The following is an 18,256-nucleotide window of genomic DNA, read 5'->3' on the forward strand; positions in this document are numbered from 1 at the left end:
CCGCATCAAGCGCCCACACTTATCGACTGTTAGTTTTTAAAGATCGGTCCGCCAAACCCGCCGCGCCTGAACCACCACTACCCGGCACTGCTTCGTTTGCGTCGCTGCGTCTGCAGCAGAGAAACGGGATTATGGAGAACTTCCGTCGGATCGTCAACAGGTTTTTATCACTCGCCTAACCTGCCCACGCCCACGCCATCAAAGGCTTCCCGCTTCTCCGCACCCCGGCGTCCGGAGCACGAAAGTGCGGAATTCTAGTCGCCGACATCGGGACTTGCAAGCGATATTTTGACAAGCGTATTAACGGTGCTTGAAAATCGGTTTGCGCTTCTCCACGAACGCGGCCATGCCCTCTTTCTGGTCTTCGGTGGCGAAGAGCGAATGGAACAGGCGGCGCTCGAAATGCACGCCCTCCGCGAGCGTCGTTTCAAAGGCTCGGTTGACCGACTCCTTGACCATCAGCACCGCCGGCAGCGGGAATTCCGCAATGGTGGCGGCCGCGCCGACCGCTTCGTCAAGCAGCGATGCCGCCGGGATCACGCGCGAAACCAGTCCGGCGCGCTCCGCTTCGGCGGCATCCATGAAACGGGCGGTTAAACAGAGGTCCATCGCCTTCGCTTTTGACACCGCCCGCGGCAAGCGCTGCGTGCCGCCCGCGCCCGGCATGATCCCGAGCTTGATTTCCGGTTGACCGAACTTCGCCGTGTCGGCGGCGAAAATGATGTCGCACATCATCGCCAGTTCGCAGCCGCCGCCGAGCGCGAAGCCCGCCACCGCGGCAATGATCGGCTTACGGATCGAGCGAACCGTTTCCCAATTGCGCGTGATGTAGTCGCCCTTGTAGACATCCATATAGGAGTACGACGCCATCATCCCGATGTCCGCACCCGCCGCGAACGCTTTCTCGCTGCCCGTCACGACGATTGCGCCAATCGACTCGTCGCCGTCGAACTCGCGCAACGCTGCGCCTAGTTCGTCCATCAGCGCGTCGTTCAGTGCATTCAGAGCCTTCGGACGGTTGAGCGTAATCAGTCCGACCCGTCCCCGCGTCTCAACCAGAATGTTTTCGTAAGCCATGCCGCCTCCATAAGGGTTAATCGCACGCGAAAAACGCTTCGCGCATCGTCCGTGGTGATGCTACCATTCCCCAACCAACCGGTCGGTCAATTATTCGACAGGTATTTCCCCAACGTATAGCCGAGCCTCTTTGCCATGACACATCCGCTATTCACCAAGCACGAAGACACGCTGCACAAAGCGCTCGCCGCGCTCGAAACGCGCGGCTACTGGAGCCCGTTCGTCGAGATGCCCAGTCCGAAAGTGTACGGGGAAACAGCCAACGCGGACGGCGAAGCCGCGTTCAAGGCGCTTCTAGACAAAACGTTCGACCTGGACCAACCGTCGACGGGAGAGACCGTCGGCGCAGAGGTTTCGCCGTTCGGCTTCCAGCTCGGCGTGCGTTACCCGAAAGCCGACCCGAGCGCGCTCATCGCCGCATCTGCCGCGGCGCAACGCGATTGGCGCGCCGCCGGCTCGCAGGCATGGATCGGCGTGAGCCTCGAAATCCTCGCGCGCCTGAATCGCGCCAGCTTCGAGCTCGGCTACAGCGTGATGCACACGACCGGTCAGGCGTTCATGATGGCCTTCCAGGCAGGGGGCCCACACGCGCAGGATCGCGCGCTCGAAGCGGTCGCGTATGCCTGGGATCAGCTGCGCCGTATTCCCGCCGACGCGCACTGGGAAAAGCCGCAAGGCAAAAACCCGCCGCTCGCGATGCACAAGCGCTACACCGTCGTGCCGCGCGGCATCGGCCTCGTGCTCGGCTGCTGCACATTCCCGACGTGGAACGGCTATCCGGGCCTGTTCGCCGATCTGGCCACCGGCAACACGGTGATCGTCAAGCCGCATCCGGGCGCGATCCTGCCGCTCGCGCTGACCGTGCGCATCGCGCGTGACGTGTTGCGCGAAGCGGGCTTCGATCCGAACGTCGTCACGCTGCTGGCCACCGCCCCGAACGACGGCGCCCTCGTCCAGCAACTGGCCCAGCGCCCCGAGATCAAACTGATCGACTTCACGGGCAGCACCCAGAACGGCACCTGGCTCGAGCGCAACGCGCACCACGCGCAGGTCTACACCGAAAAAGCTGGCGTCAATCAGATCGTCATCGACTCGGTCGACGACATCAAGGCGGCCGCGCGCAACATCGCGTTCTCGCTGGCGCTGTACTCAGGCCAGATGTGCACCGCGCCGCAAAATATCTACGTACGGCGAGACGGCATTCGCACCGCGGAAGGCACGCTCAGCTTTGACGATGTCTCCCAGGCGCTTGCCGGCGCGGTGCAAAAGCTCGTCGCCGATCCGGCCCGCGCCGTCGAACTGCTCGGCGCGATCCAGAACGAAGGCGTCGTGCAGCGCATCGACGAAGCCGCCGGGCTCGGTCGCGTTCTCGTCGCGAGCCAGACGCTCGACCATCCGTCCTTTCCGGGCGCTCGCGTGCGCACACCGCTCGTATTGGAACTCGACGCCTCGACCGACCGCGCCCAGTTCACGAGAGAATGGTTCGGGCCGATCTCGTTCGTCATCGCGACGGACTCGACCGCGCAGTCACTCGACCTCGCTGGCGACATTGCTACCGAGCACGGCGCGCTAACGCTGGCGGTCTACAGCACGGACGACGCCGTGCTCGACGCCGCGCACGAAGCGTCGATTCGCGGCGGCGTCGCACTGTCGATCAACCTGACCGGTGGCGTGTTCGTCAACCAGTCCGCGGCTTTTTCGGACTTTCACGGCACCGGCGCCAACCCGGCCGCGAATGCCGCGCTTGCCGATGCCGCTTTCGTCGCCAACCGCTTCCGCGTCGTTCAAAGCCGCGTTCATGTTGAACCGAAAGCGGCGCCCGCGGTAGCTGGCTGAACGGCATAAGAAGGCTTCAGCACAACGCACGACTTCGTCCTATGCCGTTCGGCGGATGGACCGAGTCGTGCGCTCTGACTAACATCAGACATCGGATCGGCATCACGCGCCGACGCTAGTCGAGCGACCGTGCCCATCGGCCAAAGAGAGTTTGAGGAGACACCCCATGTCATATGAAGCGATCCGGCTGGACATCGACTCATCGAGCCACGTCGCCACCATCACGCTGAACCGCCCGGACAAGCTCAACAGCTTCACGCGCGCGATGCATCAGGAACTCGGCGCGGCACTCGACCAGGTCGAAAAGTCCGGCGCCCGTGCGCTCGTGCTCACCGGCGCGGGACGCGGCTTCTGCGCCGGCCAGGATCTCGCCGACCTCGATTTCACGCCCGGCGCGATGACCGACCTCGGCGCCGTCATCGATGAATACTTCAATCCGTTGATCCGCCGTCTGCAAGCGCTACCGTTTCCGGTGATCGCCGCGGTCAACGGCACGGCCGCCGGCGCGGGCGCCAATCTCGCGTTGGCCTGCGACCTGGTGCTCGCAGCTCGCTCCGCGAGTTTCATCCAAGCGTTCGTGAAGATCGGCCTCGTGCCGGATTCGGGCGGGACGTGGTTCCTGCCGCAACGCGTTGGCATGGCACGCGCGCTCGGCCTCGCGATCACCGGCGACAAGCTCAGCGCCGACACAGCCGAAAGCTGGGGCTTGATCTGGCAAGCGCTCGACGACGCCGAACTGGCTCCGGCCGCGGCAAAACTCGCGGCCCAGCTTGCCCAGCAACCGACGCGCGCGATCGCCGCGATCAAGCAGGCGATGCGTGCCGGCACAACGCAAACGCTCGACCAGCAGCTCGATCTCGAGCGTGATCTGCAGCGCCAACTAGGCGCCTCGCACGATTACGCGGAAGGCGTGCAGGCATTTATCGAAAAGCGCGCGCCGCGCTTCGAGGGGCGTTGAGATGTCCACGCAAACCACCCGCCCCGACCAGATGACTGCCGACGAACTCGCCCGCGCGACAGCTGCCGCGATGTACGAAAACGACGCCTGCAGTCGCGCGCTCGGGCTCGAGATTCTCGAAGTGCGCCCCGGCTATGCGCGGCTGCGCATGGCGGTGCGCGACGACTTCCTGAACGGCCATCAGATCTGCCACGGCGGCCTGATCTTCACGCTCGCCGATTCGACCTTCGCGTTCGCCTGCAACACTTACAACATCAATACGGTTGCCGCCGGCTGCTCGATTGAATACCTCCGGCCGGTCTACGGCGGCGACGTGCTGAGCGCCGAAGCGGTCGAGCAGACATCGAGCGGGCGCACTGGCATCTACGATATTCGCGTCACGAATCGCGCCGGCGAGACCGTCGCGATGTTTCGCGGCAAGTCGGCGCAAATCAGGGGCAACCTGATTCCCACCGGCGACTGACATTGAGCGGCGGCAAGCCAGAGCCGCCCTCGCGGACAGCTGTCTGCGCGGCTCTCTGACGCCAACGCGTTACATATCAAACTCAGATACTGAGGCAGCAAGGAGACATTCGATGAGCACCGCTCTTCCGCTCGATCCGATCGAGACCGCCAGCCGCGACGAGCTCGCCGCGCTCCAACTTGAACGGCTCAAATGGTCACTCACCCATGCGTATGAAGATTCGCCGGTGTACCGGCGCAAGTTCGACGAAGCCGGTGTTCATCCGGGCGATGTCAAGTCGCTCGCGGACCTCGCGCGCTTTCCGTTCACGACGAAGAAGGATTTGCGCGACAACTATCCGTTCGGCATGTTCGCGGTGCCGCCGGAGCAGATTTCGCGAATCCATGCATCGTCTGGGACGACCGGCAAGCCGACCGTCGTCGGCTATACGGCGCGCGACATCGACACGTGGGCGAATCTCGTCGCCCGTTCGATACGCGCCGCCGGCGCGAAGCGCGGCGACAAGGTGCACGTGAGCTACGGCTACGGCCTCTTCACGGGCGGCCTCGGCGCGCATTACGGCGCCGAGCGCGCGGGGCTCACCGTGATTCCGTTCGGCGGTGGTCAGACCGAAAAGCAGGTGCAGCTGATCCAGGACTTCCGGCCGGACATCATCATGGTGACACCGAGCTACATGCTGTCGATCGCCGACGAACTCGAGCGCCAGGGTATCGACCCGGCTAGCTGCTCATTACGCATCGGCATCTTCGGCGCTGAGCCGTGGACCAACGAAATGCGCGAGGCGATCGAAAAACGCATGGGCATCGACGCGGTCGACATCTACGGTCTCTCCGAAGTGATGGGCCCGGGCGTCGCCTCGGAGTGCATCGAGACCAAAGACGGCCCGACGATCTGGGAAGACCATTTCTATCCCGAGATCATCGACCCCGAAACGGGCGAGGTGCTGCCCGATGGCGAACTCGGCGAACTCGTGTTCACGTCGCTGACTAAAGAAGCGCTGCCGATCATCCGCTACCGCACGCGCGATCTCACGCGCCTGCTGCCGGGCAGCGCCCGCACGATGCGGCGTATGGAAAAAATCACGGGCCGCTCGGACGACATGATGATCGTCCGTGGCGTCAATGTGTTCCCGACGCAGATCGAAGAGTTGCTGCTCAAGCAGCACGCGCTCGCGCCGCACTATCAGATCGTACTGACGAAGGAAGGGCCGCTCGACGTGTTGACGCTGAACGTCGAACCGTGCCCCGAAAGCGCGCCGGATATTTCCGCGCTAACCACCGCGAAAAACGCGCTGGCGTACGACATCAAGGCGCTGATTGGCGTAAGCGCGGTGGTGAACGTGCTGGCCGTGAATGGGATCGAGCGCTCGGTGGGCAAGGCGCGGCGGGTGGTCGACAAGCGCAGTTCGGGGCTCTAAGTCAGGCAACGCGCAGCGTAAGAGCCCAACAAAAAACGGCGTCACGCACGGATCCTGATCCGAACGTGACGCCGATTTCCACGACTTCTATTAGCGGCTTCGCGGCAGCCTCCAACCCGCCTCCCGAAAACCGCCGTAACTCAAACGGCAGTCACGCTTCCGCCTGCGCCCCACCGCCTCACGAATTCGGCAGCAGCAACCACATCCGGCCACCCTGCTTCATCTTGCCAGCCAGATCACCGGCACCGTCGCCGAGGCCCCAGAAGTAGTCGGCGCGCACGCCGCCTTTGATCGCGGTGCCCGTGTCCTGCGCGAACACGAGGCGGTTCATCGGCGAGTTCGTCAGCGGCCGTGTGGTCTGCAGGAACACCGGCGTGCCGAGCGGAATCGCGCTCGGGTCGACCGCAATCGAGCGCTCCGGCGTCAGCGGCACGCCGAGCGCGCCGATCGGGCCGTCCGCGCCGCCGCTCGGCATACTTTCGGCCGACGGCATCTCGCGAAAAAACACGAAGCGCGGATTGGTGTCGAGCAATCCATCGACGCGCGTCGGATTCGCGCGTGCCCATGCCTTGATGCCCTGCATCGTCGCCTGCGCGGGTGTGATCTCGCCATGATCGAGCAGCCAGCGCCCGATCGACTTGTACGGCTGATCGTTGGTACCGCCAAAGCCGACGCGCATCACACTGCCGTCTTCCATCACGATGCGCCCGGAGCCCTGCACCTGCAAAAAGAATGCTTCGATCGGGTCGTCGACCCACACGAGTTCGTTGCCGCTGAGCGCGCCCGAGCGTTCGAGTTGGGCGCGCGCCGGCAACGGCGCCCCCGCGCGATAGCCGGCGGGCCAGCGGTACAGCGCGGTCTGATATACCCCATGCCGCGTGCGCGAGCCCCGCAGCAGGGGCTCGTAGTAACCGGTGACCAGACCGTCGAGCGTGCCGTCGCTATTCGCGAGCTGGAACGGCGTGAAGTAGGCTTCGAAGAAGGCGCGCGCGCCGGTGACGTCGAGATCGTCGATTTGCGCGGCGGCCGCGCATGCACGCGACCAGTTCGGCTGACGCGCGAGCCTCGTGCAGTTTTGCCGCAACGCGGCCGTCGCGCCGATCAGCGAGTCGTCCTGCCAGCCCGGCACCTGCTGCCACGCAACCGCGGTCAAGCGCGACGACGCGATCTGGCCGGGGATGATCGCCGCGCCGCTCGGCGGCGAAGGCCGGAGCGCGCCGCCGCCGCCGCAGGAGGCAAGCAACACCGCAACCGACAATGCACTGACCCACGCGCCGGCTCGGCGGACAAAACGCATACAATGTTCGTTCTTGATGGAAACCGCCATGTCTGATTTGTTTGACGAATACCCGATGCTCATCTTCGCGCTGGAATCGCTGCTCGCGCTGTTCCTGCTCGTCTTTATCGTTGTGTGGACGTCGTCTGGCAAGAAAAAAGCGAGACGTGCCAAGCCGGCAGAACGGTCCCAACAGCAAAAGCCGCAGTGACCCTGACCGCCGGGTTGCATACGGAACCGCGCAACCCCTCGTGCATCAAGCGCTCGTCTGAGCGCTCATCCAACCACCCACTCAACTGCCCGCTGCGCCGCGCGCCGATACGAACTCGTTAACGACCGCGCAACACCGCGCCGGTTCAATGCAACGTTCGCGGCATGCGCAACACGAACTCCGGCACCGGCGCCTCGAAGCGCTCACCATCCTCCGCCACGCAGAAGTAATCGCCGCGCATCGTGCCGACCGGCGTCGCGATCACTGCCCAACTCGTGTATTCGAAATGCTCGCCCGGCTTGAGCAGCGGCTGATGACCGACCACGCCCAGACCTTTGACTTCCTGGACGGTGTTTTCGCTGTCGGTGATGATCCAGTGACGCGCGATCAACTGTGCGGGCACCTGGCCGATGTTACGGATGGTCAGCGTGTAGGCAAAGGCGTACTGGCGACGCTCCGGGTCCGATTCTTCGGGCAGGTAGTGCACCTGCGCCGAGACGCTGAATTCGTACTGGCTCATCCTGATTCCGATCTGATCAAACGGGCTGTGAAAAATCGTGGAAGGCCCGAACGCCAATGGTCTGCGGGTGCAGCGGCGATGCGGCGCTCATGGAATGGCATTCTGCTTGATGCGCGGCATGGCCGCAACCGGATACGCCTTTCGGCCAGCAGTGTCTAAGACGTTGGGACACGGCTGCTTTGCCGCGCCCAGTCTCCATGTCGTTTTTGCGCCGGCACTTTGCGAAGTTTCATCGCGCGATTCCGCCACGCCAACCGCGGCCAGCACCCCGGTCTGCACGCGCAAAACCGGTAAAATGGCGCTTTCCCGCTTGCATCGGCCCCTGTCATGACGCAATTTCGCATCGCCCCCAGCATTCTCTCCGCCGACTTCGCCCGCCTGGGCGAAGAAGTCCGCAACGTCGTCGCCGCCGGCGCCGACTGGATCCACTTCGACGTGATGGACAACCACTACGTGCCGAACCTGACCATCGGCCCGCTCGTATGCGAAGCGATCCGCCCGCACGTGGACGTGCCAATCGACGTGCACCTGATGGTGCGTCCCGTCGACCGCATCGTGCCGGACTTCGCGAAAGCCGGCGCGAACCTGATCAGCTTTCACCCGGAAGCGTCGGATCACATCGACCGCACGCTGTCGCTGATCCGCGACCACGGCTGCAAGGCCGGCCTCGTGTTCAATCCGGCGACGTCGCTGAACTATCTCGATCATGTGATGGACAAGGTCGACCTCGTGCTGATCATGTCGGTGAACCCGGGCTTCGGCGGCCAGTCGTTCATCCCCGAGGCGCTCAACAAGCTGCGCGAAGCGCGCAAACGCATCGACGCGTACACCGAGCGCACCGGCCGCGACATCCACCTCGAAGTGGACGGCGGCGTGAAGGTCGACAACATCGCGGAAATCGCGGCGGCCGGCGCGGACACGTTCGTGGCCGGCTCGGCGATCTTTGGCCAGCCCGATCACAAGGTCGTGATCGACAAGATGCGCGCCGCCCTCGCGACCGTCCAGCGTTAAAAACCAGCGCCTCATGACCACTTCGTATCCCTCCCCGACGTTTACCGGCGCGCGCCTCGAAGCCGCGATCATCGACCTCGACGGCACGATGATCGACACGGCCGACGACTTCACCGCCGGCCTGAACGGTATGCTCGCTCAGCTCGACGCGGAGGAAACGACGCGCGAGGAAGTGGTCGGCTACGTCGGCAAGGGTTCGGAGCATCTGATCCGCAGCGTGCTTGCGCCGCGCTTCGAAGCCGAGCACGCGCAAGAGCGCTTCGACGAAGCGCTCGCGATCTATCAGGCCGAGTACGCGAAGATCAACGGCGTGCACACGCGGCTTTATCCAGACGTCGAGGCCGGTCTGCGCGCGCTGCGCGACGCGGGCCTGAAGCTCGCCTGCGTGACCAACAAGCCGCACCGCTTCGCGCTCGAATTGCTGCAGCAGTACCGGCTTGCACCGTATTTCAGCGTCGTGCTCGGCGGCGACAGTCTCGCGAAAAAGAAACCGGACCCGCTTCCGATGCTGACCGCCGCCGCGCAGCTCGGCGTCGAGCCGAGCGCCACGGTGGCGATCGGCGACTCGGAAAACGACGCGCTGGCGGGCCGCGCGGCCGGCATGGCGACGCTGACCGTGCCCTACGGGTACAACCACGGCCAAGCTATACAAACGATAAAATCCGATGGTATAGTTGCCTCGCTGCTCGACGCCGCCAGGGCGATCGCAGCGCATCAATCCACGACTTAACAGTCCTTCATCCTCATGTTTCTGAATAAAAAACGGAGTCTGATTAGCATCGACCGGGGAGCCTGGCCCTGGCGTCGCTGGTCGCGCTAACCTCGCCTGAGGTACGCTGAAGCTCGTCTTCGGCAACCGTTTTTTACTTCGCTGCGCTCACGCGCTTTTTCCATCGATCTGTTTTTGCGCAGCTGCATCGGCTGATTGAGCCTGCGCGTACCCGCAAGGTACCGTTGCTCACCCGCACCGCTAGCACGCGCCGATGGAAGACCCGCGCCGGTCGGTATCATTGTGTCGAGAACGTCGACCCACGCCCTGACCGGAGGCGCTTAGCCCCGCTTTGCCCGACGCTTGCTGCCGCCGGACCACCGTACAGGATCGGAACATGACCGAACTCGAATTCCAGTCCCTCGCCAACGAGGGTTTCAACCGCATCCCGCTGATCGCCGAAGCGCTCGCCGACCTCGAGACGCCGCTGTCGCTGTACCTGAAGCTCGCGCAGACCGAGCGCAACGGCGCGAACTCGTTCCTGCTGGAGTCGGTGGTCGGCGGCGAACGCTTCGGGCGTTATTCGTTCATCGGCCTGCCGGCGCGGACTCTCATGCGCACGCGCAACGGCGTGTCGGAAGTGGTCCGCGACGGCAAGGTCGTCGAGACGCACGACGGCGATCCGCTCGCGTTCATCCAGCAATTCCAGGCGCGCTTCAAGGTCGCGCAACGCCCGGGGCTGCCGCGCTTCACCGGCGGTCTCGCCGGCTACTTCGGCTATGACGCGGTGCGCTACATCGAGAAGAAGCTCGCGCACAGCGCGCCGAAAGACGACCTCAATCTGCCCGACATCCAGCTGCTGCTGACCGAGGAAGTCGCGGTCATCGACAACCTCGCCGGCAAGCTCTATCTGGTGGTCTACGCCGACCCGACCCAGGCTGAGGCCTACACGAAAGCGAAGCACCGTCTGCGCGAACTGCGCCAGCGGCTGCGCGTCACCGTCGAGCCGCCCGTCGTGTCGGCCAGCGTACGCACCGAGATCTACCGCGAGTTCGCGAAAGACGATTACCTGGCGGCCGTGCGCAAGGCGAAGGAATACGTCGCCGCCGGCGAACTGATGCAGGTGCAGGTCGGCCAGCGCCTGATCAAGCCGTACCGCGACAATCCGCTGTCGCTGTATCGCGCGCTGCGCTCGCTGAATCCGTCGCCGTACATGTACTACTACAACTTCGGCGACTTCCACGTGGTCGGTGCGTCGCCGGAGATTCTGGTGCGCCAGGAAAAGCGCGGCGAGGACCGTATCGTCACGATCCGCCCGCTGGCCGGCACCCGTGCGCGCGGCAACACGCCCGAGCGCGATGCCGCGCTCGCTACCGAGCTGCTGAACGATCCGAAGGAAATCGCCGAGCATGTGATGCTGATCGACCTCGCGCGCAACGACGTCGGCCGCATCGCGCAGATCGGCTCGGTGGTCGTGACCGACAAGATGGTGATCGAGAAGTACTCGCACGTGCAGCACATCGTCAGCTCGGTCGAAGGCAAGCTCAAGAACGACATGACCAATTTCGACGTGCTGCGCGCCACCTTCCCGGCCGGCACGCTGTCGGGCGCGCCGAAGGTCCGCGCGATGGAGCTGATCGACGAGCTCGAGCCCGTCAAGCGCGGCCTGTACGGCGGGGCGGTCGGCTATCTGTCGTTCACCGGCGAGATGGATCTGGCCATCACGATCCGCACCGGCGTGATCGCGAACGGCAATCTGTATGTGCAGGCGGCCGCGGGCGTGGTCGCCGATTCGGTGCCCGAATCCGAATGGCAGGAGACCGAGAACAAGGCACGCGCGGTAATGCGCGCCGCCGAGCAGGTCCAGGACGGCCTCGATAGCGACTTCTGACCGGAGACACACCATGCTGCTCATGATCGACAACTACGACTCGTTCACCTACAACCTGGTGCAGTACTTCGGCGAACTCGGCGAAGACGTGTGCACCTATCGCAACGACGAAATCACGCTCGACGAAATCGCCAGGCTGAACCCCGAGCGCATCTGCCTGTCGCCGGGCCCGAGCAATCCGCAACACGCGGGCATCACGCTCGACGTGCTGCGCGAATTCGCCGGCAAGACGCCGATTCTCGGCGTGTGCCTCGGCCATCAGGCGATCGGCGAGGCGTTCGGCGGCCGCGTCGTGCGCGCGCAGACCATCATGCATGGCAAGGTCAGCACGATCGAAACCGACTGCAAGGGCGTATTCGAAGACCTGCCGAAGCATTTCACGGTGACGCGCTACCACTCGCTCGCGATCGAACGCGAATCGCTGCCCGACTGCCTCGAAGTATCGGCATGGACTGAAGACGGCGAAATCATGGGCGTGCGCCACAAGGAACTGGCCGTGGAAGGCGTGCAGTTCCACCCGGAATCGATCCTGTCCGAACACGGCCACGCGCTGCTCGAAAACTTCGTCAAGCAGTCGAAGCTCGCCGTCGCCGGCAAGGCCTCGAGTCACGCGGCGTCCCGCAATGCCTGACACAAAGGGAGACGAGATCATGTCCATTACGCCCCAGGAAGCCTTGCAGCGGACCATCGAGCACCGCGAGATTTTTCACGACGAAATGCTGCACCTGATGCGCCTCATCATGCGCGGCGAACTCTCGCCCGTGATGTCGGCGGCGATCATCACCGGCCTGCGCGTCAAAAAAGAGACCATCGGCGAAATCACCGCGGCCGCGACGGTGATGCGTGAATTTGCCCGGCACGTCGACGTGCAGGACAACTCGAACTTCGTCGATATCGTCGGCACCGGCGGCGACGGCGCGCACACGTTCAACATTTCCACCGCGACGATGTTCGTGTCGGCCGCGGCGGGCGCGAAGGTCGCAAAGCACGGCAATCGCGGCGTATCGAGCAAGTCGGGCAGCGCGGACGTGCTCGAAGCGCTCGGCGTCAACATCGATCTGCAGCCGGAGCAGGTCGCGGCATCGATTGCGGAAACGGGCATGGGCTTCATGTTCGCGCCGAACCATCATCCGGCGATGAAAAACGTCGCGCCGGTACGCCGGGAACTCGGCATCCGCACGATCTTCAATATCCTCGGGCCGCTCACCAATCCGGCCGGCGCGCCGAATCAGCTGATGGGCGTGTTTCACCCCGACCTCGTCGGCATTCAGGTGCGCGTGATGCAGCGCCTCGGCGCCAAACACGTGCTCGTCGTGTACGGGATGGACGGCATGGACGAAGTGTCGCTCGGCGGCGCCACGCTGGTCGGCGAGTTGCGCGACGGCGAGATCCGCGAGTACGAGATCCATCCGGAAGACTTCGGCATGCAGATGGTGTCGAACCGCACGCTCAAAGTCGCCGACGCGGGCGAGTCGAAGGTCATGCTGCTCGACGCGCTCAGCAACAAGCCCGGCGTCGCGCGGGAAATCGTCACGCTGAACGCCGGCACGGCACTCTATTCGGCGAACGTCGCGGCCACGATCGCGGACGGCATCGAGCTCGCGCGCGAAGCGATCGCGAGCGGCAAGGCACGCGCGAAGGTCGACGAACTAGTGCGCTTCACCCAGCAATTCAAGCAGTAATCACGTAGCGAGACATTCATGAGCGACATCCTCGACCGCATCATCGCGGTCAAACGCGAAGAAGTCCGGGCGGCCGAGCAAAGCGTGCCGCTCGAAGAACTGCGGCTCGAAGCGTCGTCGCGCGATCTCCGCGACTTCGTCGGCGCATTGCGCGCCAAGCACACGGCGGGTCTCGCCGCGGTGATCTCCGAAGTGAAGAAGGCGAGCCCGTCGAAGGGCGTGCTGCGCGAGCACTTCGTGCCGGCCGACATCGCGCGTTCGTACGAGAAGCACGGCGCGGCGTGTCTGTCCGTGCTGACCGACGTGCAGTTCTTCCAGGGCAGCGTCGCCTATCTGCAGCAAGCGCGCGCCGCGTGCCAGTTGCCGGTGATACGCAAGGACTTCATCGTCGATCCGTATCAGGTTGTCGAAGCACGCGCGATGGGGGCCGACGCGATCCTGCTGATCGCCGCCGCGCTCGAAACCGCCGAGATGCAGGACCTCGAAGCGCTCGCGCATTCGCTGGGGCTCGCGGTGCTCGTCGAAGTGCACGACAGCGATGAACTCAAGGAAGCGCTGACGCTGAAGACGCCACTGATCGGCATCAACAACCGCAATCTGCGCACCTTCGAAACCTCGCTCGACACGACGCTCGGCATGCTCGACGCGATTCCCGACGATCGCATCGTCGTGACCGAATCGGGCATCCTGTCGCGCGACGACGTCGAGCGCATGCGCGCGCGGAACGTGCATACCTTCCTCGTCGGCGAAGCGTTCATGCGCGCGGACGAGCCGGGCGTGGAACTCGCGCGGATGTTTTTCTGAGCGTCGTATCGACGTATCCGCGTATCGGGCGCAGAGAAATCCACGCAACGAGGACACCCAGCATGGGCATGGAACGCGAAATCAAGCTGGCGCTGCCGGCTTCGCAGGTGCAGGCGGCGACGCAGTGGTTCGCCGCGCGCGCCGGCAAGAACGGACGCGCGATCAAGCTCGTGAACATTTACTTCGATACGCCGCAGTTGACGCTGGCGTCGTCAAAGAGCGCGTTGCGTCTACGGCAGACCCCGGACGGCTGGCTGCAGACCTTCAAGACGGTCGGCACGGCGACGAACGGCTTGCATAGCCGGCACGAATGGGAATTGCCGGTCGCGGGCGCGAAGCTCGAAATCGAATCGTTGCTGAGCGCTTGCGACGAACCCGCCGCCGCGGATGCACTGAAACAGGCCGCGCCTGCGCTGATCGAGCTGTTCCACACCAATTTCACGCGCACGCTATGGCTGCTCGACTCCGACGGCGCTCAGATCGAGGCGGCGATCGATCAGGGCGACGTGCTTGCCGAAGTCGACGATGAAGCGCGCCGCGCGCCGATCTCGGAGATCGAGCTCGAACTGAAATCGGGCGACGAAGCGGCGCTTCACACGCTCGCCGCCGAACTCGGCAAACGGATTGCCGGCCTCGCGCCGGATGACATCAGCAAGGCGCAGCGCGGGTATCGGTTGCGCGCCAGGTGAGCGCGTTGCCCGAAACCCGCCGCACCTCATGCGCTCGCTTGCCGCAACTTGAGCTAGTCCGCGTTTGCTGCGACACTTCCCCGCCATGACCTCCGCTTCCCGCACCCGCTCCAGTTTGCCGCAGGCATCGCTGTTCGACGATGTCGCGCCCGCCCCGGCCTCCGCCGCCCCCACCACCGCCCCGCCCACGCTCGAAGCACAATTCGCCGCGCTACCCGCGGCCTGGCGCGCGCACCTGAAACCCTTCATCGACAGCGACACCTACGCGCCGCTGTGCCGCTTCGTCGACGGTGAGCGTGCCGCCGGCAAAACGATCTATCCGGCCGACGTGTTCCGCGCGCTCCGCCTGACGAGCCCCGACGAAGTGAAAGTCGTCATCCTCGGCCAGGACCCGTACCACGGCGAAGACCGCGGCACGCCGCAGGCGCACGGTCTCGCGTTTTCGGTCGCGCCGCACGTGCGGCCGCCACCGTCGCTGCGCAACATCTTCAAGGAAATCGCCGCGAGTCTCGGGCACCAGACGCCGCAGCACGGTTGCCTCGACAGCTGGGCCAAACAGGGCGTGCTGCTGCTGAACACGGTGCTGACCGTCGAGCGCGACAGCGCCGCGAGCCACGCGAAACGCGGCTGGGAGAAATGTACCGACACGCTGATCCACGAACTCGCGACGCGGCATCAGAACCTCGTCTTCATGCTGTGGGGCGCGCATGCGCAGGCGAAGCGCGCGTTACTCGGCGGCAAGTCGCACTATGTGCTGGAGGCGCCGCATCCGTCGCCGCTGTCCGCGCATCGCGGCTTTCTCGGTTGCGGGCATTTCGCGAAGGCGAACGAATATCTGTTGCAGCACGGCCGGGAGCCGATCGACTGGCGTCTACCGGACGACGCGCAAATGCTTGCGTGAGAGCGTCGTCGTCAGAAGATTGCGATACACAACGAAAACGCCGCGGAGGGTGAACCCATCCGCGGCGTTATTCTTTTCACCGCTCGCGCCGCATCGAAGCTGCGCAATGCGGCAGGACAAACCCGCTTAAACCGCGGCGATCGCTTCGCGTGCCGAGCTCAGCGCGGCGTTCGCGGCGTCCGGGCCCATGTTCAGGCCTTCGGCGTAGATGAAGTTCACGTCGGTTAGGCCGAGGAAGCCGAGGAAGCTCTTCAGGTACGGCGTCTGGCTATCGTTCGGCGTGCCGAGATACTTGCCGCCGCGCGCCGACACGACGTGGACCTTCTTGCCCGTCACGAGGCCTTCCGGGCCGTTCGCGGTGTAACGGAACGTGATGCCCGCACGTGCGATGAAGTCGAAGTACGTCTTCAGTTGCGACGAGATGCCGAAGTTGTACATCGGCGCACCGATCACGATGACGTCGGCGGCTTGCAGTTCGGCGATCAGCGCTTCGCTGCGTGCGGCGATCGCGGCCTGTTCCGGGGTGCGCTGGTCGGCCGGCGTGAAGAACGCGCCGAGCACGGCGTCGTCGAGGTGCGGCAGCGGTTCGGCTTGCAGATTACGGACGACGACTTGCGCGCCCGGATTCGACTGTTGCAGCTTTTCCGTCAGCTCGTTGACGAGAAGCGTCGAGTTCGCGCCTTGCGAACGGGCTGCCGAGTTGATTTGCAGGATCGTGGTCATGGTTGACTCCAGTAGGGGCGCGCAGTGTTGCGCGAGTGAAGTCATTGTGTTTTTTTACCGGCCGGCGAAAAAGCCGTCCGGCGGCGAAGGATTGTTGCATGGGTAGAACAATCCACCGCCCTCCTCCGTCGATTGACGACGGGACAGGCGACGATCGGTGGACCGCCCGGTGCGGCCCACCACCACGCCGATCACTTCGTCAGCCAGCGCTCAAGGGCTTTGCGCGCGGCGGGACGGTGATCGCTGACCGTGAGCTTGTAGCGCGCCACTTCGGGACCGTCGAGCTTCACCTGCGTGACGCGCAGCTCGTCGCGGCGGAACGCGTGCACGTCGACTTTCGCGCCCGGCTGATAGCGCGACAGCAGAGCATCGATATTCCCGCCGGTCACGCGCAGACCATCGATCGCGATCAGCACGTCGCCAGCGGAGAGGCCGGCCTTCTGCGCGGCGCTGCCCTCGTGCACGGTCGCGAGCGCGCAATCCGCGCCGCCGCGTAGCCGCACGCCGAGCGACGGCTTGCCGTTTTTGTCGACGTCCGGCGCGAGCGCCACGCCGAACGGCGCGAGCAGCGCGTCGAGCGGCAGATCGCGCGTGCCGCGCACGCCCTCGGCGAACAGTTCGGCCAGTTGCGCGCCGCTCGCTTCCGCGAAAATCGCCTCGATCTCGCTTTCGTCGACGCCGACCGGCTTGCCTCGATAAAAGTCACGGCCAAAGCGCTTCCACAGCAGACGCATCACGTCGTCGAGCGATTTCTGGTTGCCGGTCTGCGCGCGGATCGTCAGGTCGAAGGCGAGCGCGATCAGCGAGCCCTTCGTGTAATAGCTGACGATCGCGTTCGGCGCGTTCTCGTCCTGCCGGTAGTACTTGACCCACGCATCGAACGAGCTTTCGGCGACGCTCTGCTTGAGGCGCCCGCTGCCGCGCTGCACCCCGCCGATCACCTTGCCGACCAGGCCGAAATAGTCGTCCTGCGAGATCACGCCGCTGCGTACGAGAATCAGGTCGTCGTAATACGACGTGAAGCCCTCGAACAGCCACAGCATCGACGTGTAGTTTTCGACGCCGAGGTCATACGGCGCGAACTCGGCCGGCTTGATCCGCTTCACATTCCACGTGTGGAAATACTCGTGGCTGCACAGACCGAGATAGGTCCGGTAGCCCTCGCTCATCGGCTCGCGGCCCTGCACCGGCAGATCGGTGCGATTGCAGATCAGCGCGGTCGACGCGCGATGCTCGAGCCCGCCGTAACCGTCGGTGACAGCCTGCGTCATGAACACGTAGCGCTCGACCGGCGCCTTCTTCGACTTCGGTTCGAACAACGCGATCTGCGCTTCGCAGATGCGCTTCAGATCCTTGCACAGACGCTCCATGTCGAGCCCGATCACGCGACCGCCGATCACGACGTCGTGCGGCACGCCGTGCGCCTTGAACGTCGCGAGCGCGAATTCCCCGAGCGTCACAGGATGGTCGATCAGTTCGTCGTAGTTCTGCGCGCGGTATTCGCCGAAGCCGTAGCGCTTCGTGCCGCGCGCTTCCGGCAGCGCGGTCGCGACGCGCCAGCCGCGATACGCCGCGCCCTGCGGCTTCTGGATATCGACCACGCACTGCGCGTCCTCATGGCCGAGCGGCGACAGGAACACGCTGGTGCCGTTGAAAAAGCCGATCGTGTCGTCCAGATGCGCGGCGCGCACCGACAGGTCCCATGCGTACACCTCGTAGCGCAGCGTCAAGGCTCCCTTGACCGGCGCGGCCTGCCACGTGTGCTTGTCGATCTTCTCGACGCGCACCTTGCGGCCCGCGTCGTTCACCGCGCGCAGCGTGACGATGTTGCGCGCGAACTCGCGCACCATGTAGCTGCCCGGAATCCACACCGGCAGCATGAAACGCTGGCCGGCCGGATCGGGATCGGCGACGGTCACGGTGACTTCGAACAGGTGGGCGGCGGGGTTACAAGGAACGATGGTGTAGCGGATCGGCTTCATCGGCGGCGCTTGGGAGTGTCAGGAGAGTGAGGCGGAGAAGTTCGGGGCTCGATGCGAAAGGAGGCGCTGCGTGCGCCTCCTTCAGTTTGAACGTTGCATCTGTTGC

Annotated in this window: 18 protein-coding genes; 13 read left to right on the forward strand and 5 right to left on the reverse strand. The window is 64.6% G+C overall.

The features are described from left to right. Positions 1–300: 300 nt before the first annotated feature. On the reverse strand, positions 301–1,077 hold the full coding sequence (locus tag HWY30_RS18640) for an enoyl-CoA hydratase (RefSeq protein ID WP_090802003.1): 777 nt from the start codon (positions 1,075–1,077) through the stop codon (positions 301–303). 135 nt (positions 1,078–1,212) lie between these two features. Here HWY30_RS18640 and paaN point away from each other — a divergent pair, with 135 nt between their 5' ends. The 4 genes from paaN (at position 1,213) to paaK (ending at position 5,751) form a co-directional block, all read left to right on the forward strand. Further along, positions 1,213–2,913, forward strand: coding sequence for a phenylacetic acid degradation protein PaaN (gene paaN, locus HWY30_RS18645; protein ID WP_090802004.1), 1,701 nt, complete (start codon positions 1,213–1,215; stop codon positions 2,911–2,913). Between the two features lie 166 nt (positions 2,914–3,079). Beyond that, complete coding sequence (paaG, locus tag HWY30_RS18650) at positions 3,080–3,871, forward strand: 2-(1,2-epoxy-1,2-dihydrophenyl)acetyl-CoA isomerase PaaG (protein WP_090802006.1); 792 nt, start codon at positions 3,080–3,082, stop codon at positions 3,869–3,871. 1 nt (position 3,872) lies between these two features. Beyond that, positions 3,873–4,334, forward strand: coding sequence for a hydroxyphenylacetyl-CoA thioesterase PaaI (paaI, locus tag HWY30_RS18655; protein ID WP_090802007.1), 462 nt, complete (start codon positions 3,873–3,875; stop codon positions 4,332–4,334). A 112-nt stretch (positions 4,335–4,446) separates the two neighbouring features. After that, positions 4,447–5,751 carry a phenylacetate--CoA ligase PaaK gene (paaK, locus tag HWY30_RS18660; protein ID WP_090802009.1) on the forward strand — a complete coding sequence of 435 codons (1,305 nt, stop codon included), beginning with the start codon at positions 4,447–4,449 and terminating at the stop codon, positions 5,749–5,751. 178 nt (positions 5,752–5,929) lie between these two features. Here the strand turns inward: paaK and mltA are convergent, their stop codons facing one another. After that, on the reverse strand, positions 5,930–7,048 hold the full coding sequence (gene mltA / locus HWY30_RS18665; protein ID WP_090805479.1) for a murein transglycosylase A: 1,119 nt from the start codon (positions 7,046–7,048) through the stop codon (positions 5,930–5,932). Positions 7,049–7,076: 28 nt separating this feature from the next. On the opposite strand from mltA, the gene HWY30_RS18670 reads away from it, so the two are divergent. Beyond that, positions 7,077–7,238, forward strand: a complete 162-nt coding sequence (locus tag HWY30_RS18670) for a hypothetical protein (protein ID WP_176078910.1) — start codon at positions 7,077–7,079, stop codon at positions 7,236–7,238. A gap of 145 nt (positions 7,239–7,383) precedes the next feature. On the opposite strand, the gene apaG is transcribed toward HWY30_RS18670, so the two are convergent. Next, entirely contained in the window at positions 7,384–7,758 is a 375-nt protein-coding gene (gene apaG, locus HWY30_RS18675; RefSeq protein ID WP_090802011.1) for a Co2+/Mg2+ efflux protein ApaG, read from the reverse strand. Positions 7,759–8,085: 327 nt separating this feature from the next. Here apaG and rpe point away from each other — a divergent pair, with 327 nt between their 5' ends. The 8 genes from rpe to HWY30_RS18715 all read left to right on the forward strand — a co-directional run bounded on the left by rpe (position 8,086) and on the right by HWY30_RS18715 (position 15,445). Next, a complete protein-coding gene (rpe, locus tag HWY30_RS18680) occupies positions 8,086–8,769 on the forward strand; it encodes a ribulose-phosphate 3-epimerase (protein ID WP_018420129.1) in 684 nt (227 codons plus the stop codon). Positions 8,770–8,782: 13 nt separating this feature from the next. Then, entirely contained in the window at positions 8,783–9,499 is a 717-nt protein-coding gene (locus tag HWY30_RS18685; protein WP_090802012.1) for a phosphoglycolate phosphatase, read from the forward strand. A 376-nt stretch (positions 9,500–9,875) separates the two neighbouring features. After that, positions 9,876–11,369: an anthranilate synthase component I gene (gene trpE, locus HWY30_RS18690; protein WP_090802014.1), complete on the forward strand. Its 1,494-nt coding sequence runs from the start codon at positions 9,876–9,878 to the stop codon at positions 11,367–11,369. A gap of 13 nt (positions 11,370–11,382) precedes the next feature. Next, the gene (locus HWY30_RS18695; RefSeq protein ID WP_090802015.1) at positions 11,383–12,000 is read left to right on the forward strand and encodes an aminodeoxychorismate/anthranilate synthase component II; all 618 of its coding nucleotides are present in this window, start codon (positions 11,383–11,385) and stop codon (positions 11,998–12,000) included. A gap of 19 nt (positions 12,001–12,019) precedes the next feature. After that, the gene (gene trpD / locus HWY30_RS18700; protein ID WP_090805481.1) at positions 12,020–13,051 is read left to right on the forward strand and encodes an anthranilate phosphoribosyltransferase; all 1,032 of its coding nucleotides are present in this window, start codon (positions 12,020–12,022) and stop codon (positions 13,049–13,051) included. A gap of 18 nt (positions 13,052–13,069) precedes the next feature. After that, positions 13,070–13,855, forward strand: coding sequence for an indole-3-glycerol phosphate synthase TrpC (gene trpC / locus HWY30_RS18705; protein WP_090802017.1), 786 nt, complete (start codon positions 13,070–13,072; stop codon positions 13,853–13,855). A 62-nt stretch (positions 13,856–13,917) separates the two neighbouring features. Next, a complete protein-coding gene (locus tag HWY30_RS18710; RefSeq protein ID WP_090802018.1) occupies positions 13,918–14,544 on the forward strand; it encodes a CYTH domain-containing protein in 627 nt (208 codons plus the stop codon). A gap of 85 nt (positions 14,545–14,629) precedes the next feature. Then, positions 14,630–15,445, forward strand: a complete 816-nt coding sequence (locus HWY30_RS18715) for a uracil-DNA glycosylase (RefSeq protein WP_090802020.1) — start codon at positions 14,630–14,632, stop codon at positions 15,443–15,445. 126 nt (positions 15,446–15,571) lie between these two features. On the opposite strand, the gene HWY30_RS18720 is transcribed toward HWY30_RS18715, so the two are convergent. Together HWY30_RS18720 and HWY30_RS18725 are read right to left on the reverse strand one after the other, a co-directional pair. Then, on the reverse strand, positions 15,572–16,168 hold the full coding sequence (locus HWY30_RS18720) for an FMN-dependent NADH-azoreductase (protein ID WP_090802021.1): 597 nt from the start codon (positions 16,166–16,168) through the stop codon (positions 15,572–15,574). 191 nt (positions 16,169–16,359) lie between these two features. Next, complete coding sequence (locus HWY30_RS18725; RefSeq protein ID WP_090802023.1) at positions 16,360–18,150, reverse strand: M61 family metallopeptidase; 1,791 nt, start codon at positions 18,148–18,150, stop codon at positions 16,360–16,362. Between the last annotated feature and the right edge of the window lie 106 nt (positions 18,151–18,256).

The sequence above is a fragment of the Paraburkholderia tuberum STM678 genome (genome assembly GCF_902833905.1).
In the GTDB taxonomy this organism is placed as follows: Bacteria; Pseudomonadota; Gammaproteobacteria; order Burkholderiales; family Burkholderiaceae; genus Paraburkholderia; species Paraburkholderia tuberum.